A 17028-nucleotide genomic window follows, 5' to 3' on the forward strand; every position below is an offset into this window, starting at 1 on the left:
GCGCCAGCCCCGCCGCACGCGGGCCTAGCATCGGCGAATGACCACCATCGCCAATAGCCAACTCCTGCAGGCCGTGGCTCTGCTCGGCGCGGCCGTGCTGGTGGTACCCGTATTCCGGGCGCTGAAGCTCGGGGCTGTGCTCGGGTATCTGTTTGCCGGGGTGCTGGTCGGCCCGTTCGTACTCGGCTGGTTCACCGACCCCGAAGCCATCCTCGGACTCGCCGAACTGGGCGTGGTCATGTTCCTGTTCGTCATCGGCCTGGAGATGCGTCCGGCGCACCTGTGGGCACTGCGCGGCACCATCTACGGGCTGGGGCTCTGCCAGCTCGTGGCCTGCGGCGCCGCACTCACGGCTGTGGCCTGGGCACTCGGCGCCGCGCCGAGGGTCGCGTTCGTCGGCGCCATGGGCTTCGTGCTCACCTCGACGGCGATCGTCATGCAGCTCCTGTCCGAATCGGGCGAATTGAGCCGTCCGGCCGGGCAGAAGGTGGTGGCCATCCTCCTGCTGGAGGACCTGATCATCGTGCCGCTGCTTGCCTTGGTCGCCTGGATGGCACCGGCTCATGAGCGCTCGGCCACCGGCATCCCCTGGCTTGCAGCCATCACGGGACTGGGATGCCTTCTCGCCTTGCTGGCGGCCGGGCGCTGGTTGCTCGAACCGCTGTTCCGGGTGCTCGCCCGGTCCAGGGTTCGCGAAGTGCTGTCCGCAGGGGCGTTGCTGGTGGTGCTGGGCGCGGCGTTGCTGATGCAACTGGGCGGCCTGTCGATGGCGCTCGGCGCATTCCTCGCCGGCGTGCTGCTGTCGCAATCCAGCTTCCGCCACCAGCTCGAAGCGGACATCGAACCTTTCCGGGGCCTCCTTCTCGGCCTGTTCTTCCTCGGCATCGGCATGGCGCTGGACCTGCACATGGTGCGCGAACACCTGCTGTTCGTGCTGCTCGGGGTCGTGGCGATGATGCTCGCCAAGGCGCTGGCGATCTACGCCGTCGGCCGAGCGCTTGGCGACAGCCACGCCGATGCCATGGACCGCGCGCTTCTGATGCCCATGGGCGGCGAATTCGCATTCGTTCTCTACGCAGGCGCCGCGGCTTCCGGGCTGATGAGCCAGGAGGACAACGCTCGCTTCACCGCGATCGTCGTGCTCTCCATGGCACTGGCACCGTTGCTGAGCGCCGCGGTCCATCGTCTGATGCCGAAGGCGGCAAGGCCGGTCCTGCCGTCCGATGTGCCCCCATGCCTGACGGGCAGCATCTTGATGATCGGCTTCGGGCGCTTCGGGCAGGTGGTGAGCCAGTCGTTGCTCGCCAGGGACATCGACGTCACGGTGATCGATACCGATGTCGAGATGGTGCAGGCCGCGTCGGATTTCGGCTTCAAGATCTATTACGGCGACGGCACGCGCCTCGATGTGCTGGAGGCGGCGGGCGCCGACAAGGCGCAGGTGATCGCCATCTGCGTGGACTCGCGCAGCGTTGCCGACACCATCGTCGATATCGGCAAGGAGAGCTTTCCAAACGCAACGCTGATGGTCCGCACCTACGATCGCGAGCATGCGCTGCGCATGGTCGCGCAGGGGGTCTCGGTGCATGTACGCGAAACGTTCGAATCCGCATTGCGCTTCGGCAGCATGGCGCTGGTGCAGCTCGGCGCCACGCCCACCGAGGCCGAGGCTATCGCCGACCTGGTAAGACGACGCGATGCCGAGCGCTTCGCACGCGAGCTCGAGGGGATCGACTGGGCAACGGCGGGCCTGGCGAATTTCAAGCGACCCCGGCCTGTTCCCTGGACCACGCCGACACACCAGCCGCACCCTTCGGACACACTGCGCTAAGCGCTTTTGTACGTGGCTTCACCGCACTTTACGGGCACCTGTCGAGGGCCCGTGTTACACCAGACAAACCCCGTGCGAGGTACACGACCATGAAAGCGGCACGCATGCATGAGTACGGCAAACCACTCGTCCTGGAGGACATTCCGGTTCCGGACATCGCCGAAGACGAGGTGCTGGTGCAGGTCAAGGCGTGCGGCATGTGCCGCTCCGACGTGCAGCTGATCGACGGCTATTTCCGCCCGTATGGCGACCTGAAGCCACCCTTGACCCTGGGGCATGAGATCACCGGAGTCATCGCGAAGATGGGATCGCTCGTCCCGAAGGGCGCCGGCATCGTCGAAGGCGGCCACGTCGTGGTGGCACCGGGCTGGGGCGATGGCATCTGCCGCCACTGCCAAGTGGGCGACACACAGATATGCCCGAACGTGCGTTGGCCCGGCTTCGGTCCGGTAGGCGGATTCGCGGAGTACATCCCGGTGCCCGTTCGCTACGTGATCAAGGTCGGCAAGCAGCTCGCGTTCGAGGAACTGGCGCCGCTGACCGACGCGGGCCTCACCACCTACCGCGGCATCCGCAAACTACGCGATGCCGGCGCGGTCGGCCCGGACCGGGTGATCGGTGTACTCGGCGTGGGCGGCCTCGGTGCCTACGCGGTGCAGTATGCGCGCCTGCTCGGCGGCGGGGCGCGCGTCGTCGCCCTGGCGCGAAGCGAAGAGAAACTCGCGGTCGCGCGCGATTACGGTGTCGACCACACCATCGCCGTCAAGGACAAGTCGGAAGCGGACATCAAGAAGGACCTGACCCAGGCTTTCGGGCAGGGTGACCTCGACGCCATCATCGACTGCACGGGCGCCCCGGCCATGATCCAGCTGGGAATGAGCCTTCTCTCCACCAGCGGCCACTATGTCGACGTCGGCCTGGTCGGCGACCGCATCGACATCCCCTTGTTCCCGCGCGTGTCGCGGGAACAGAGCTTCCATGGCTCGTTCTGGGGCAACAACGCCGACCTGATGGAAGTCATGGCGCTGGCCGCTCAGGACAAGATCCGCCACACCATCAAGACCTTCGGCTTCGACGAGGTGAACACCTATATCGACCAGTTGCGCTCGGGCGACATCGTGGGGCGCGCGGTCATGACGTTCTGATCGATCCATCATCGAACCAGCATTGGAGCTATCGCCATGCGCGTGAAACATGTGCTCTGTATCGCCACGAACACGGCCGTCATGGGCCCGTATGAACGAACCGTCGGGTTCTTCTTTCCCGAGATTGCGCATCCCTTCGAAGTACTGGAGGAAGCCGGCGTCGCGGTCGAGTTCGCCTCGCCACTGGGCGGCATCGTTCCCGAGGACGGCTACGACCCCAGCGACCAGGTTCAGAAGAAATTTCGCGACAGCGCGGCATACCGCCGCCTGCAGCACAGTCGCAAGTTGTCCGAGGTGGACGTTCGCGATTACGACGCCATCTTTTTTCCGGGCGGACTCGGACCGATGGAAGACATTTCAAGAGACCGCTACGTGAAGCAGGCGGTGCTCCAGGCCTGGGCCGCCGGGAAAATCGTTTCCGCCGTATGCCATGGACCGGTGGCGTTCCTCGGCGCACGCCTCGATGACGGTACGCCGTTCGTCAAGGGCCGCAAGCTCACGTCCTTCTCGAAAGCCGAGGAAGATGGCTATGCCGCGCGCGACGTGTCGTTCGATCTCGAAGGTGTGTTCCGCGAAGCAGGCGCGCAGTACAGCTGCGCCGAGCCATGGCAGCCTCATCTCGTCGTCGACGGGCATCTCATCACCGGACAGAACCCGGCGTCGGGCACGCTCGTGGGAAAGGCCATCGCCGAAGCGCTGGCGAAGGTGGAATGATTCCGACACTGCCTACCGAAGGAACAACCGCATGGCTTCGACACGCGTAAAGACGGTGGCCATCCTCACGGCAAGAGAAGGCAAGGAACATGAACTGGAGGAGCTCCTGCGGAGCATGACCGGTCCTTCCCGCGCCGAACCAGGCAACCTCCATTACAACCTCTGGCGCGCGCGGGAGCGCCACGGCGAATTCGTCATCGACGAGTTGTATGCCGACGCGGAAGCCGCGGCGGCGCACCGGGCCAGCCCGCATTACCTGCGTTACCTCGGGCGAATCAACGAACTCGCCACGCGGCACGCCATTCCCCTGGATGCGGTCGACACGATCTGAGGCGATATCCCCATGCATGAGAAAGCATTCGAGGCACAGTGCCGGTCGGTGCAGGTTCATTGCGACGAACGCAACGACGGCCGGCGTCGTTCCTTGACCCTGTTCGCCCTGGCGCTCGGCAGCTTTTGCATCGGTACGTCCGAGTTCGCCAGCATGGGCGTGCTGCAATTGTTCTCCGCGTCGCTCGGCATCAGCCTGCCCACGGCGACCAACGCCATCACCGCGTACGCCTTCGGCGTCGTCTTCGGCGCACCCGCGGTCACCCTGGCCGCCGCCAGGCTGAACCGGCGAACCTTGCTGCTTTGTCTCATGGTGCTCTTCGTGCTGGGCAACGTGCTGTCCTCGCAGGCGGCCAACCTCGGGATGTTCGCTGCCGCCCGCTTCGTGAGCGGCCTGCCGCAGGGCGCCTACTTCGGAGCGGGCGCCGTCGTGGCTTCCTACGTCGTCGGTCCCGGCAAGGGAGGAAAGGCCTTCGCCATCGTCATGACCGGTCTCACCGCGGCAACCATTGTGGGGGCGCCTCTCGCCACGTTTCTCGGCCAGCACGTTGGTTGGCGGAACACCTATCTCGCCGTCGCCGGCCTCGGATGCCTCGCCTTCCTCGCCTTGCTGGCCTGGGTGCCGCGCACCGACGCCCTGCGCGGCGCGCCGGTGGTGCAGGAGCTGAGTGCGCTGCGCAAGGGTCCGGTATGGGTCACCATGCTCGTCGCGGCGCTTGGCGTGGCCAGTATCTTCGCCGTGTACACGTTCATCGGCCCCTTCGTCACCGACGTGGTCTCCCTGGATCGTGCCTGGATACCCGTGGCACTCGCCCTTTTCGGCATCGGCATGACCGTGGGCAACGTATGGGGTGGCGAACTGGCCGATCGTTACCCGGCACGGGGCTTGATGCTGGGTTATGGCGGAGCCTTGCTTGTGCTGACAACGCTGGCCACGGCGGGCGACAACGTATGGGTCCTCATGATCGCGCTGTTCGGCGTGGGCACCACGATGATGATCGCCATACCCACCGTACAGGTGCGCCTCACGCGGTTCGCACCAGAGGCTCCCACCTTGATGGGGGCCATGAACCTGGCGGCCCTGAACGTCGCCAACGCGATCGGCGCGTGGGGCGGCGGCCTGGTCGTCGCCGCCGGCATGGGTCTGCTCGCTGCCGCATGGGCCGGTTTCGTGTTCACCTTGCTCGGGCTGCTGGTGTTCTGGCTGTCCTTGACCGTGGCACCACGGTTCGCCAGGGCGCTGCCGGGCTGATCAGGTGCCCGTCCCGCTCCAGCGCCACGACCACGTGCCGCCGCACCACACGGGCCGCGTGCTCGTGGACAGCGCAGCGTCGTCCACCCGGACGGCGCTGGCGAGGAAGGTATAGCCCCGGCCCGGGATGCTGGCAATGTAGCGGGCACCCTCGCCGTCGCGCCCCAGCGCCTGGCGCAGGTTGGCGATCTGCACGCGTACGTTCGATTCGCCGACAACCAGGCCCTGCCACGCGACCGACATCAGCTCGCGCGGTGTCACGACGGCGCCCCGCCGTTCGACGAGCACCACCAGGATGTCGAAGGCGCGACTTCCCAGCTTCACCACCTCGCCGTCACGGTACAGGGTGCGCGATGCGGGTTCGAGACGAAACGGACCAAAGAGAGACGTGGCGTGCATGGGGTGCTCCATGGGCTTTCCTTGGGACAACGTAGGCCGACTCATCCCGCTGTCCCATCCCTTTCGGGACGGATCTGCTCCCCATCGACGAGGGGCGCACGTTCACTCCGATGGGTATTGACCACACAGTGCGGCCGTTGCAGGGTGGCGGTCATCACGTCCAGGGACTGCCATGATGGAAGACGCGAACAACGCAGGCAGCCTGATTCGCGTGCTGGTGAGCGACGACCATCCGGTGATGCGGCACGGCCTGCGCGCCGCCATATCCACGCAAGCGGACATGGTTCTGGTCGGCGAGGCGGAGAACGGCCGCGAGGCGATCAGGAAGTATCGCGAGCTACGTCCCGGCGTGGTGCTCATGGACCTGCAGATGCCGGATGTCGATGGCCTCGACGCCATCGAGGCCATCCGTGGCGAATTCCCCGACGCCAACATCATCGTGCTTACCAGCTTCCCCGGCGACGCACGGATCATGCGCGCGCTGATGCTGGGCGCGACCTCCTACCTGCTGAAATCGTCAACGCTCGAGGAGATCATCCGGACGATCCGCGCATCCATCGCCGGCAGGCACGTGGTTGATCCGGATGTCGCACACGACCTGGCCGCCTATGCGGGCACCGAGATGCTGACCCCGAGGGAGATCGCCGTACTGCAGCTCGTGGCGCAGGGACACGGGAACAAGATGATCGCCGCCGAGCTTTTCGTCTCGGAGGAAACGGTGAAGTCGCGCATGCGCAATATCCTCGGGAAGCTCGGCGCCAGCGACCGCACGCATGCGGTGATACTCGCCATGCAACGCGGCTTCCTGAAGCTTTAGGCGTCAGTCGTCGCCCGGCAGCGGCGCGCCCGGGTCGACAAGACCCTGCTCGCGCAGCGCGAGCCAGAACGAACGGGGAACCTGCTCGCGCAGGGCGTCCTTGTCCTCGGCGATTCGACCCGGATGGCTGGCACCGGGGATGACGGCCGCGACGGCCGGATGCGCGAGACAGAACTGCAGGCCCGCGGCCTTCATGCCGATGCCGTGCGCGTCGGCAAGCGCACGAATGCGCGCGACCTTTTGCAGAATCTCCGGACTCGCGGGGGCGTACTCGAAATGCTTGCCGCCGACGAGCGCACCGGAGCTGTACGGGCCGCCGACAACGATGCCGAGGCCTTCCCGCTCCACCGTGGGCATGACCCGCTGCAGCGCCTTGGCATGGTCCAGCAACGAATAGCGGCCCGCGAGGAGGAAGCCGTCCGGACGCGGTGCGTCCAGTTCGAGCAGAAGCTCGATCGGTTCCACGCGGTTGACGCCAAGCCCCCACGCCTTGATCACACCCTCGTCGCGCAGGCGATCCAGCGCGCGAAACGCTCCCTTTCGTGCGCTCTCGAACATGGCGAGCCACTCGTCGCCGTAAAAGTCCTGCGCCACATCGTGCACCCATGCGATCTCGATGGTGTCGACACCCAGGCGGCCAAGGCTGTCTTCGATGGAACGCAGGGTCGCGTCTTCGGAGTAATCGTTCACCACCTTGTTGGGAAGACCGTAGCGGAACACGTCCCCCTTCTCACCCAGGTCGCGTTTTGCGACGTCTTCCACTTCGTCCAGCACGATACGACCCACCTTCGTGCTGATGACGTAATCCTCGCGGGCGTGACCCCTGAGCGCCCGGCCCAGGCGTATTTCGGCGAGGCCCGCGCCATAAAGCGGCGCGGTGTCGAAATAGCGGATGCCGTGGTTCCAGGCGGCTTCCACGGTGGCCTGCGCCTCATCCTCCGGAATGTCCCGGAACATGTTTCCCAGCGGAGCGGTGCCAAAACCGAGCGGATCGGTGAGGAGATCTTTCAGTGCCATGGGTGCGTTCCCGGTGCAGACGTCGTGGAGCCTTCACGCGACACGCTATCACCGTGACCGACATAGGGGTGCGTCAAGTGACGCTAAATGCCGTCAAGACACGGCGTCCCGGCAAACAGCGACAAAGGTGCCGCCCTTGCGGAGTCGGGAGAGGGTGAAATATCGTGCCGAGCCATGGAGCCATTCTTCAAGCTGCCGCTTGGCGGCCCCGCCTTGGAATTGCCGGCTGCCTTTGCCCTGCGTTTCGATGCGGAGGGTTTCCGCGAAGACGATTTTTCACGACACGGCATCGTCTGCCCGCCCTCCATCGCACGCTCGGTGCCGAAACGCCAGGCCGAATTCCTCGCGGGCCGGCGGTGCGCATTACGGGCCTTGCGCGACCTCGGTTGCAACGTCGGCGATCTGCCCATCGGGCCTGACCGCGCCCCTGTCTGGCCCCCGGGATTCCTGGGCAGCATCACGCATGCCGGCACGGTCGCGGCGGCTGTGGCGGTACCGACCGGCAGCATGCGGGGCATCGGTATCGATATCGAATGCGTGGCTACCGGCGCCGCGCTCGACGCGCTGGAGACGACGGTCATCGTCGCAGCGGAGCGTAGCTTGGTCGATACCTTGTCCCGATCCATGGGACGCGCGGAAGCCCTTACTCTCGTCTTTTCGGCAAAGGAGAGTTTCTTCAAGGCTGCCGCGAAGGCCGTGGGCCGCATTTTCGATTTCCAGGCGATACACATCGTTGACGTGTCGCAACGGGGCGTTCTTGAGTTCGAGGTCGCCGAAGAACTCTCCGTCGATTTCCCTCTCGGACGCCGCCTGGAGGTGAGCACCACGCGTATGGACGAGCATACGCTCATAACGGCGTGTGTCTGGTAGCACGGGAAAGTCTGCGGCAGCCATGAACCGCGACCTTCCCCGGCTTAAACGGCGACGTCCGCCTTGATCGCGGGATGCGGCGCATAACCGACCATCTCGAAATCGTCGATGCGATAGCCGTCGATGGAATCCGCCTGCCCCACCAGCTTCAGGGCCGGCACCGCGCGAGGTTCGCGGGAGAGCTGCAAGCGGGCCTGGTCGAGGTGATTGAGATACAGGTGCACGTCGCCCCCGACCCAGACGAAATCGCCGAGCTGGAGCCCTGCCTGTTGCGCGATCATCTGCATGAGCGCCACAGCCCCTACCCAATTGAAAGGAGCGCCCAGCAGGAGATCGCAACTACGCTGATACAGCATCAGGCTCAGGCGGCCGTTCGTATCGACATGGAACTGGTAGACCATGTGGCACGGCGGGAGGGCCATGCTCGAAATCTCGGCCACGTTCCACGCGTGGAACAGCATGCGCCTGCTGTAGGGATTGGTGCGCAATGTATCGATCAGGGTCTGGATCTGGTCGTAGACCACACCGTCCGCGCCCTGCCAGCGGCGCCACTGCTTTCCGTATACAGGGCCCAGATCGCCCCAGGCGGCCGCGAAGCCCTCGTCTTCCATGACGCGGCGTTCGAACTCTTCCTGCGAGACCTGTTCGCCGGTTTCCTTGCGGAACCTGGCCAGCGGCCAGTCGCTCCAGATGCGCACACCTTCGAGGAGCAGCGGGCGGATATTGGTCCCGCCACTCAGGAACCAGAGCATTTCCTTGACGGCGAGCTTCCAGTGCACGCGCTTGGTCGTAAGGACCGGAAACTCGCCGCGGCCGATGTCGAAGCGCGCGTACGCGCCGAAGACCGACAGGGTGCCGACGCCGGTGCGGTCGATGCGCTTGTCCCCCTGTTCGAGGACGCGCGTCATCAGATCGAGGTACTGGAATTCGGGATGCCGCATGACGAGTGGATGGCCTCAGGTGGCGGCCGCGGCAGGCGCGACCGGGGCGTAAGGAGCGCGGCGCGACATTGCGAGCAAGACGATGCCCACGGCGATCAGCGGCAAGGAAAGGATCTGCCCCATCGTGACCCAGCCGAAGGCGAGGTAACCGAGCTGCGGATCGGGCACGCGGACGAACTCGATGGTGAAGCGGAACAGGCCATACAGCAGCCCGAACAGGCCGGACACGGCATAGCGCCGCCGCGGCTTCATCGAGAAGATCCACAGCACCACGAACAGCACCACGCCTTCGAGGGCGAATTCGTAGAGCGGGTTCGGGTGTCTCGGCAGCGCGTCCGGCGCGTGCGGGAAGATCATGCCGATGGGCAGGTCGGTAGGCTTGCCCCACAGTTCGCCGTTGATGAAGTTACCCAGGCGGCCGAGGCCCAGGCCCAGGGGCACGAGTGGGGCCACGAAGTCCACGGTGTCGAAGAACTTCACGCCATTGCGGCGGGACCACCATAGCCCCGCGACCAGCACGCCGAGCAGGCCGCCATGGAAGGACATGCCGCCGTCCCATACGCGGAAGATGGCGAGCGGGTCCGTCCAGATCCAGTCGATGGCCGTGTAGAAGAGCATGTAGCCCACGCGGCCGCCGAGCACCACGCCCATCATGGCGTAGAACATGAGGTCGCCGAAGCGGTCGGCTGAAACCGGCAGGCGGCCCTGGCGCCGGCGATACTCGCCCAGTGCCCAGCCCCCAAGGAATCCGCCCAGGTACATCAGGCCATACCAATGGACCTGGATGGGCCCCAGGGAAAACGCGACAGGATCGATATCGACGACGAACGGAGTGGCCATGCAGGTGCCTGGATCGAGAGCAGGCGCCAAGTGTACCGCCCGGCATGGCGCAGGTCGCCTTGTGGCGAACGCCCGGATCGGCTATATCGGCGGTCAGGAACCGTCCGGGGGGACGGCGATACGGATCCATCGACCCACAGGGGAAAATCCATGCGTCACCACGTCGTACGGCCCATGCTGGCCGTGCTTTGCCTTGCTTCGACCGCTGCGACGGCCGCGGACGTCATTCCGGTAAGCGATTTCGCGCGGCGCCCGCCGCTCACCGCCCCGAGCCTCTCGCCCGACGGCCACTACGTATCGATGGCCTACCATGACCCCGACGGAAAGAACCACGGGCTAGCAATCTACCGCGTCGGCGACATGAGCAAGCCGGTCACGCTGATCAAGATGCCTCCGTACGAACTGCCGGCGGACATGGTCTGGGCCAGTTCCACCCGGCTCGTGGTCGCTCGCGGCAAGATCGACGGATCGATCGGACAGGCCCGTTACACCGGTGAAATCATGGCCATCGACGTCGACGGCAAGAACCCGGATTACCTCTACGGCTTCGAAGGTTACGGCAAGCGCGCCTCCACGCGTGCGCTCGACCGCGGTTGGGGCAAGATCGAAGGCACGCCGGTACAGAGCAACGGGCACTTCTACATGCGCGCCATCGACTGGAATGCGCAGGACAAGAGCACGCTGTACGACGTGGACGCGAAGACGAGCGCGCGCCGATTGATGGCGGACATCGGTTACCGCGACATGAACTTCATGATCGATCCGCAGGGCAACGCGCGCTACGCCTACGGCACCAGCGACGACATGAAGTGGCTGGTCTTCCGCCGCGACGGCAACGGCTGGACGAAGCTCGCCTCCGACAAGGAAAAACAGACCTTCACGCCGATCGCCAAGGTGCCGGGCAGCGAACACATCTACGCTAGTTTCAGCCCCAACGGCACGGGCGGCGAGTTCGTCGAGCAGGACGACGACGGCGGCAACCTGAAGGTGATCACCAGGGACGACTTCAGCGAAGTGACCTCGAACGGGCTGTGGACGCCCGCGCCCCTGCGCCCCTTCGGCACGGTGTCCGAGACCGGTATACCGAAGGCCACCTACATCGATCCGCAGGCGCCCATCGCCAAGCTGCACATGGCGCTCTCGCAGAAGTTCCCCGGTAACTTCGTGAGCTTCGAGGGCTTCAGCGAGGACGGCGGCCAGCTGATGTTCAAGGTGGCGAGCGATCGCGAACCCGGCCGCTACATGCTCATCGACACCAAGACCTATAAGGTGTCCAAGCTGTTCGACGCGGTGCCGTGGATCGATCCGGCGAAGATGTCGGAACGCCGGCCGCTGCGCTTCAAGGCCAGCGACGGCACGGAACTGGAGGCCATCCTCACCTTCCCGAAAGGCAAGCCGGAATCCGGCCTGCCGATGGTGCTGTTCCCGCACGGCGGCCCGCACGGCGTTTCGGACGACTGGTTCTATGACGAGCAGTCGCAGTTCCTGGCCAGCCGCGGCTATCTCGTACTTCAGGTGAATTACCGCGGCTCCGGCGGGCGCGGCCAGGCCTTCGTTCAGTCGGGCTACCTGAAATGGGGCACGCGCATCCAGGAGGACCTGATCGACGCCGTGAAGTGGGCCATTGCCGAACACTATGCCGACGCGAACCGGGTCTGCGTGTTCGGTGCCAGCTTCGGCGGCTATTCCGCCTTGATGAGCACGATCCGCGCGCCGGGCATGTTCAAGTGCGCGGTCGGCTACGACGGCATCTACGACCTCGACATGATGTACAACAAGGGCGACATCAAGGATCACGAGTACGGCCGCAACTACCTGACCACCGTGATCGGCAGGGACGAGGCCGACCTGGCCGCGAACTCGCCGGCGCGTCTGGCCGACAAGATCACCGTGCCTGTCTTCCTGGTGCACGGCGAGGACGACCAGCGCGCGCCCTTCGCCCAGTTCAAGGCCATGCGTGCCGCGCTGGATGCCGCGCACAAGCCGTACGAAACCCTGACCAAGCCCGACGAGCGGCACGGCTTCGTGAAGCCGGAAAACATCGAGGAACTCCTGACCCGGTTGCAGGCCTTCCTCGACAAGAACATCGGCGACGCCGCGCGCTGAGGCAACGGCTCCGGCAAGGATTGCGCACCTTGCCGGAGCCGCCGCGCCGCGATGGCCGGCTTCAGCCCTTCGTGTCGTCCACGATCTCCACGTCGGGGAATGCAACGCGCACGCAGCCCACGTAGTCGCCCGGCTTCAGGGCCAAGAACGCCGTCTGGTAACCGACGAGTTTGCAACCGGGCTGTTCGGTCCAGTTGTTCTCCCAATAGATCGGTAGGGCACCCGCACCGCTTTCACCGAACTGCTTCATGCCCTTGCAACCCAGGACCTCGTCCGCCGGGACGGGCACGCCGAGGGTCGCCGCGAACGCACGGTAGTAGGCGATGCGATTCGCCGACTGGGCGTGCTCCGCATTTCCGCCACATTCGACGCCCCCATTGATGATCAGCGTGGTCACGCCGAAGCCCGGAACGAGGCCGTCCGCACGATCCGCATCGTTCGGCTGCCACGTGCCATCGATGACATGGAGCATCGACGGCTTCGGCGGTTGCGGGTAAGTGAAGAAAAAGGTGGCGCTGGCCAGGTTCAGCCAGGTATCCGCCACCCGTTCCGGCGCATCGAGAAGCGTGCGTACGTCGCCATACATCGCGTCGGAGAACGGACCGTAGTTGTAGTTATAGGAGAGCTGCTTCGCGCCCCGGCCAAAATAGCTCTTGAAGCTCCCATCGGAGAACGTTCCACACGGCCAGGTCTCGGCGATCCACCCGCTGCCCTGGCACTCGCCGTTATAGCCGTTGCGATCGCCCTCCTTCCACCCCATCTCACGCACGTGAAAGAGGGCCTGGCGATACTCCTCTTCCGGGCGCCAGGATTCATGCGCTCCCGTTTCCTGCGCGAAGTGCGCGAACATCGTGGCCAAAGTCTTGCGGCAGATGGCCTCGGCATCGCGCCCGTCGGCATAGTCGCCACACACGGCGGGGAACTTGGCGACGGCCTGGAGAAAACCGCGGTACGAGTATTCGGGCGCCCGCAACGGGAACAGGTATTCGAACCGCGACTCGTCCAGGATGGATTCCACGCGTTTCACATTGACCGGATTCTGCGAACGCGACGGAGCGACGGCCTCGACACTGGCGTTGTCCAGCGTGCGTATGGACGAACGAACCTGCTGCATCAAGGGGGCCGACGTCAGCCGTTCTTCTTCGGCAAGCAAGTGGCTGAGAAGCACCGTGCCGGGAGTACCGGGCTCGCCCGGGTTACCCGGCTCGCCGGGATTCTCCTGGTCAGGGCATCCCGTCGGGGTTCCCGCGGGTGCGCGCTCCCAGGGACTGTCCCAGGGATTCGCGACGGTGTCGACTTCGTCCGGTCCTTGTCCCGGGCCGGCCCACCACTTCGCCCGGAAGACCTCGCTCCTCCAGTTGACGACGCAGTTTGCTACGTAAGCGGATGCGGGATCGTATTCGAGAGCGAAGGCGGATGGCGCCAGCGCCAACGCAAGCAAAGCGAAAGCCGGACGGATCATCCGGCGTGATTGAAAAGACATGTGATTCTCCCTGCGTGTTGAATTCGTGCCCTCCGGCGCCTGCAGGGTAGAAGGGGCACGATCCCCGGGCTATGCGTCCTGCTCCTATTTTCCTGCACGCATGTTCCGGGAATCCGCGACAATCAGGCATCGACCTGCGAAGGTACCGACGCTTGCGCAGCACGGGTACAGGCGTTATGGTCGCGTGATCGTCGGGCCCGGGTGGGGTATGGCGGGGCTTGGGAGGCTTCAGGGTATGCACGTCAGTTCGGGGCAGAGACGCCACGTCGCGCGGCGACGCGTGGCGCTGGCGGCCGCGCTCGCGGCCGCCCTGACCGGCACTGCCGTGTATGGCCAGCAGACCGCACCTTCCGCCGAGATGCTCGCTCCGGTGAACGTGACGGTCACCGGTTCGCGCATCCGCGGCACCGATGTGGAGACGGCGCAGCCCGTGTTCACCATGGATCGCCAGGCGATTCGCGCCACCGGGCTCACCGCGCTTGGCGACATCATCGCCCGCATGCCCTCGGCCGCTACACCCGAAGTAACCCCACAGGACACGCTTTCCTCCAGCAACGACGCGGGCGGCCGCTACGCCAACCTGCGCAACCTGGGCGCCGTGCGCACCCTCGTGCTCGTGAACGGACGCCGCTGGACGAGCAGCCTGGGCGGGCTTACCGACCTTTCGACCATTCCGCTGTCCATCGTGGAACGCATCGAGGTGCTGAAGGACGGCGCCTCGTCGATCTATGGATCCGACGCGATCGGCGGCGTGGTGAACATCATCACCACCGATCGCTTCGAAGGGGCGTCTGCCGACGTCCTGTACGGCGTGAACGGGCGGGGCGACGGCACACAGAAGAACGGCACGTTCACCTGGGGCCGAAGCAGCGAGACGAGTTCGATCATCCTCGGTGCGGCGTACGAGGACGGCGACGAACTGCGCGACAGCAAGCGGTCGTTGACGCGAAACGCGTACGGTCCACGACATCCGGATGACGGATTCGGCATGGGGCCGTACGGCGGCGTGGTCGACCCTCGCGAGCCCGGCACACTCGGCGCGGGCAGCTATGCGCCGGACGGGAGCTGGACCGCCAACCGTTACGTGGTGAACCACCCCGGCGGTATCGCGGGCGATACGGCGAACCTCGCGAATTATCACCCGTACGACGTCGACAGCAACGACGACAAATACGCCACCTCGCGAGACATGAGCTTCCGCTCGGGCACGAAGCTGCGCAGCCTCTTCGGCACCGGACGCTACAATCTCACCGACGATATCGTGCTGCGCGGCATGGCCACCTACGCCGTGCGCGACACGCGCAGCCAGAGCGCGGGATACCCGCTGCAAAGCGGGTCCGGCCGCGCGGACGGCCTGTTCATCGACCCGGCGAACGCATACAACCCTTTCCCCGGCTACGCCACGCCGTTCTTCCGACGCACCACCGAAATGCCGCGCATGACATGGGCGAAGAGCAAGGTGCTGCACGGCGACGTGGGCGCCGAGGGAACGTTTTCCTGGGCCGACCACACGTGGACCTGGGACGTCACTTACGCGTACTCCGAAACACGGGCCAGCCGTACCACCAGCGGCAACATCGATCTCGTCGCCGCGAGGAAGGCGCTCGGGCCGACGACGGTGATCGATGGCCGGACCGTCTGCGCGGATGCAGCGGACCGCGCCGGGGGATGCGTTCCCTGGAACATACTTGCCGGTCCTGGTGGCACACCCGACGCCGTGTGGTCGTACGTGGGTTCCACCACCACGTCACGGCAGACCACGCGCACGAACGACCTCATCGCGAACATCACGGGCGGCTTGCTCGACCTTCCGGCCGGCACGCTGCGCGTGGCCGGCGGCATCGAGCACCGCAACGACCATGGACGCTATCGGCCGGATCCCGCGGATTCGGCGGGTCTCACCACACAACTGGCCAGCGACCCGACCGATGGCGGGTACATCGCCAACGAGGCCTACCTCGAATTCGACGTGCCCTTGCTTGCGGACCTCCCGCTCGCGCGCGAACTGGCCGTAAACGCATCCACCCGCTATTCGCACTACACGGCCTTCGGCGGGCGCACCAACGACAAGTACAGCCTCCGCTGGAAGCCGTTCGACGACCTCTTGCTGCGTGCCACGTATGCCGAGGGCTTCCGCGCACCGACGGTCGCGGACCTTTATGCCGGATCGAGCGAAACCTTCGAAAGCTTCCTCGACCCGTGCGACAGCGTCTACGGCGCCGCGGCGAGCGATGCCGCCGTACGCGGGCGCTGCACCGCCGCGGGAGTGCCGGGAAACTACCGGCAAGTGGATCAATCGGGAGCACAGATCGCGTCGGCCACCGGCGGCCAGAATCCGACGGCGTTCCGGACCGGGGCGAATCCCGCGCTGAAGCCGGAAACCTCGATCACACGCACCGCGGGGCTGGTGTACAGCCCGTATTTCGCCGACGGGCTCGACCTCACGCTCGACTACTACAAGGTCGACATATCCGACGTCATCACGCCGATCCTCGCCGGCGACATTCTCAACTTCTGCTACGTGCGCAACGATCCGACCTGGTGTGGACGCTTTGTGCGCGGCGCGAATGGCCGCATCGCGTCGCTGGACGAAAGCCTCGCCAACCTCGGCTCGCTGCGCACCGAAGGTTACGACCTCGGCCTGCACTATCGCTTTCCCGAAACCAGGTACGGCGAATTCACCGTGCTCTCGGACAGCACCTATCTCGAGGACTACACGCAGGTCAGTTCGCCGGGGGCCGCCCCTCGCCATCTTGCCGGCTACATGAACGGCGTGCAGGGCCTCTACCGGGTGCGCTCCAATCTCTCGCTCGATTGGTCGTGGCGCCGCTTCGGCGCCACATGGACCACCCGTTACTTCTCGGGGCTGAAAGATTCCTGCTGGTCCAGCGATGTCGAGTGCAATCGCCCGAATGAACTCAACGCGTTGACCGGTGTTGCCGGCGTCAGCCGCAAGGGCGGCGTCGCGTTCCACGATCTGCAACTGCGCTGGCAGGCGCCGTGGAACGGAAACGTCCGTGTCGGCGTAAACAACATCTTCGGCCGCAAGGGGCCGCTTTACTACAACGTGACCAGCGCCGGCGGCGGCAGCCCGCCCTACAACCCGGCGTTCGACATCGACCGCTACTACTACGTGGGTTATCAGCAGCGATTCTGAGTAATTTCGCAAAGTCTATGATTTTGCTCTGATTTCTTGCGTCGGCGAAACCTTCGCTGTACTGTCCGATCACGTCGCATTCACGCGCAGGGTCTTCGCGACGCGGGTGTCCCCACACCCGGACCC

Annotated in this window: 14 protein-coding genes; 9 read left to right on the top strand and 5 right to left on the bottom strand. The window is 65.3% G+C overall.

What is annotated here, in order from left to right:
• Positions 1–37: 37 nt before the first annotated feature.
• From HBF26_RS16410 to HBF26_RS16430, 5 genes are all read left to right on the top strand, one after another.
• Positions 38–1831 (top strand): monovalent cation:proton antiporter-2 (CPA2) family protein, encoded by a 1794-nt coding sequence (locus tag HBF26_RS16410; RefSeq protein ID WP_167128942.1) that lies wholly within the window; start codon positions 38–40, stop codon positions 1829–1831.
• A gap of 89 nt (positions 1832–1920) precedes the next feature.
• A complete protein-coding gene (locus HBF26_RS16415; RefSeq protein WP_167128945.1) occupies positions 1921–2976 on the top strand; it encodes an NAD(P)-dependent alcohol dehydrogenase in 1056 nt (351 codons plus the stop codon).
• A gap of 36 nt (positions 2977–3012) precedes the next feature.
• Positions 3013–3690, top strand: a complete 678-nt coding sequence (locus HBF26_RS16420; protein WP_167128948.1) for a type 1 glutamine amidotransferase domain-containing protein — start codon at positions 3013–3015, stop codon at positions 3688–3690.
• A gap of 31 nt (positions 3691–3721) precedes the next feature.
• The gene (locus HBF26_RS16425) at positions 3722–4021 is read left to right on the top strand and encodes a putative quinol monooxygenase (RefSeq protein WP_167128950.1); all 300 of its coding nucleotides are present in this window, start codon (positions 3722–3724) and stop codon (positions 4019–4021) included.
• A 12-nt stretch (positions 4022–4033) separates the two neighbouring features.
• A complete protein-coding gene (locus HBF26_RS16430; RefSeq protein ID WP_167128953.1) occupies positions 4034–5272 on the top strand; it encodes an MFS transporter in 1239 nt (412 codons plus the stop codon).
• Here HBF26_RS16430 and HBF26_RS16435 read toward each other — a convergent pair whose 3' ends face one another.
• Positions 5273–5671, bottom strand: coding sequence for a winged helix-turn-helix domain-containing protein (locus HBF26_RS16435; protein WP_167128956.1), 399 nt, complete (start codon positions 5669–5671; stop codon positions 5273–5275).
• 172 nt (positions 5672–5843) lie between these two features.
• Here HBF26_RS16435 and HBF26_RS16440 point away from each other — a divergent pair, with 172 nt between their 5' ends.
• The gene (locus tag HBF26_RS16440; protein ID WP_240151394.1) at positions 5844–6488 is read left to right on the top strand and encodes a response regulator; all 645 of its coding nucleotides are present in this window, start codon (positions 5844–5846) and stop codon (positions 6486–6488) included.
• A 3-nt stretch (positions 6489–6491) separates the two neighbouring features.
• Here the strand turns inward: HBF26_RS16440 and HBF26_RS16445 are convergent, their stop codons facing one another.
• Positions 6492–7505 (bottom strand): aldo/keto reductase, encoded by a 1014-nt coding sequence (locus tag HBF26_RS16445; protein ID WP_167128958.1) that lies wholly within the window; start codon positions 7503–7505, stop codon positions 6492–6494.
• Positions 7506–7679: 174 nt separating this feature from the next.
• Between HBF26_RS16445 and HBF26_RS16450 the strand changes: the two genes are divergently transcribed.
• Complete coding sequence (locus HBF26_RS16450; protein ID WP_167128960.1) at positions 7680–8375, top strand: 4'-phosphopantetheinyl transferase family protein; 696 nt, start codon at positions 7680–7682, stop codon at positions 8373–8375.
• Positions 8376–8419: 44 nt separating this feature from the next.
• On the opposite strand, the gene thyA is transcribed toward HBF26_RS16450, so the two are convergent.
• Both thyA and lgt read right to left on the bottom strand, forming a co-directional pair.
• A complete protein-coding gene (gene thyA / locus HBF26_RS19370) occupies positions 8420–9316 on the bottom strand; it encodes a thymidylate synthase (protein ID WP_193569941.1) in 897 nt (298 codons plus the stop codon).
• Positions 9317–9331: 15 nt separating this feature from the next.
• Positions 9332–10156, bottom strand: a complete 825-nt coding sequence (gene lgt / locus HBF26_RS19375; RefSeq protein WP_193569942.1) for a prolipoprotein diacylglyceryl transferase — start codon at positions 10154–10156, stop codon at positions 9332–9334.
• A 150-nt stretch (positions 10157–10306) separates the two neighbouring features.
• Here lgt and HBF26_RS16460 point away from each other — a divergent pair, with 150 nt between their 5' ends.
• Positions 10307–12262, top strand: a complete 1956-nt coding sequence (locus tag HBF26_RS16460; protein ID WP_240151395.1) for an alpha/beta hydrolase family protein — start codon at positions 10307–10309, stop codon at positions 12260–12262.
• Positions 12263–12323: 61 nt separating this feature from the next.
• Here HBF26_RS16460 and HBF26_RS16465 read toward each other — a convergent pair whose 3' ends face one another.
• Positions 12324–13745, bottom strand: coding sequence for a chitinase (locus HBF26_RS16465; protein WP_205287665.1), 1422 nt, complete (start codon positions 13743–13745; stop codon positions 12324–12326).
• A gap of 235 nt (positions 13746–13980) precedes the next feature.
• Between HBF26_RS16465 and HBF26_RS19800 the strand changes: the two genes are divergently transcribed.
• Entirely contained in the window at positions 13981–16902 is a 2922-nt protein-coding gene (locus tag HBF26_RS19800) for a TonB-dependent receptor domain-containing protein (RefSeq protein WP_275690598.1), read from the top strand.
• Positions 16903–17028: the final 126 nt, after the last annotated feature.

Source organism: Luteibacter jiangsuensis (assembly GCF_011742555.1).
GTDB lineage: Bacteria > Pseudomonadota > Gammaproteobacteria > Xanthomonadales > Rhodanobacteraceae > Luteibacter > Luteibacter jiangsuensis.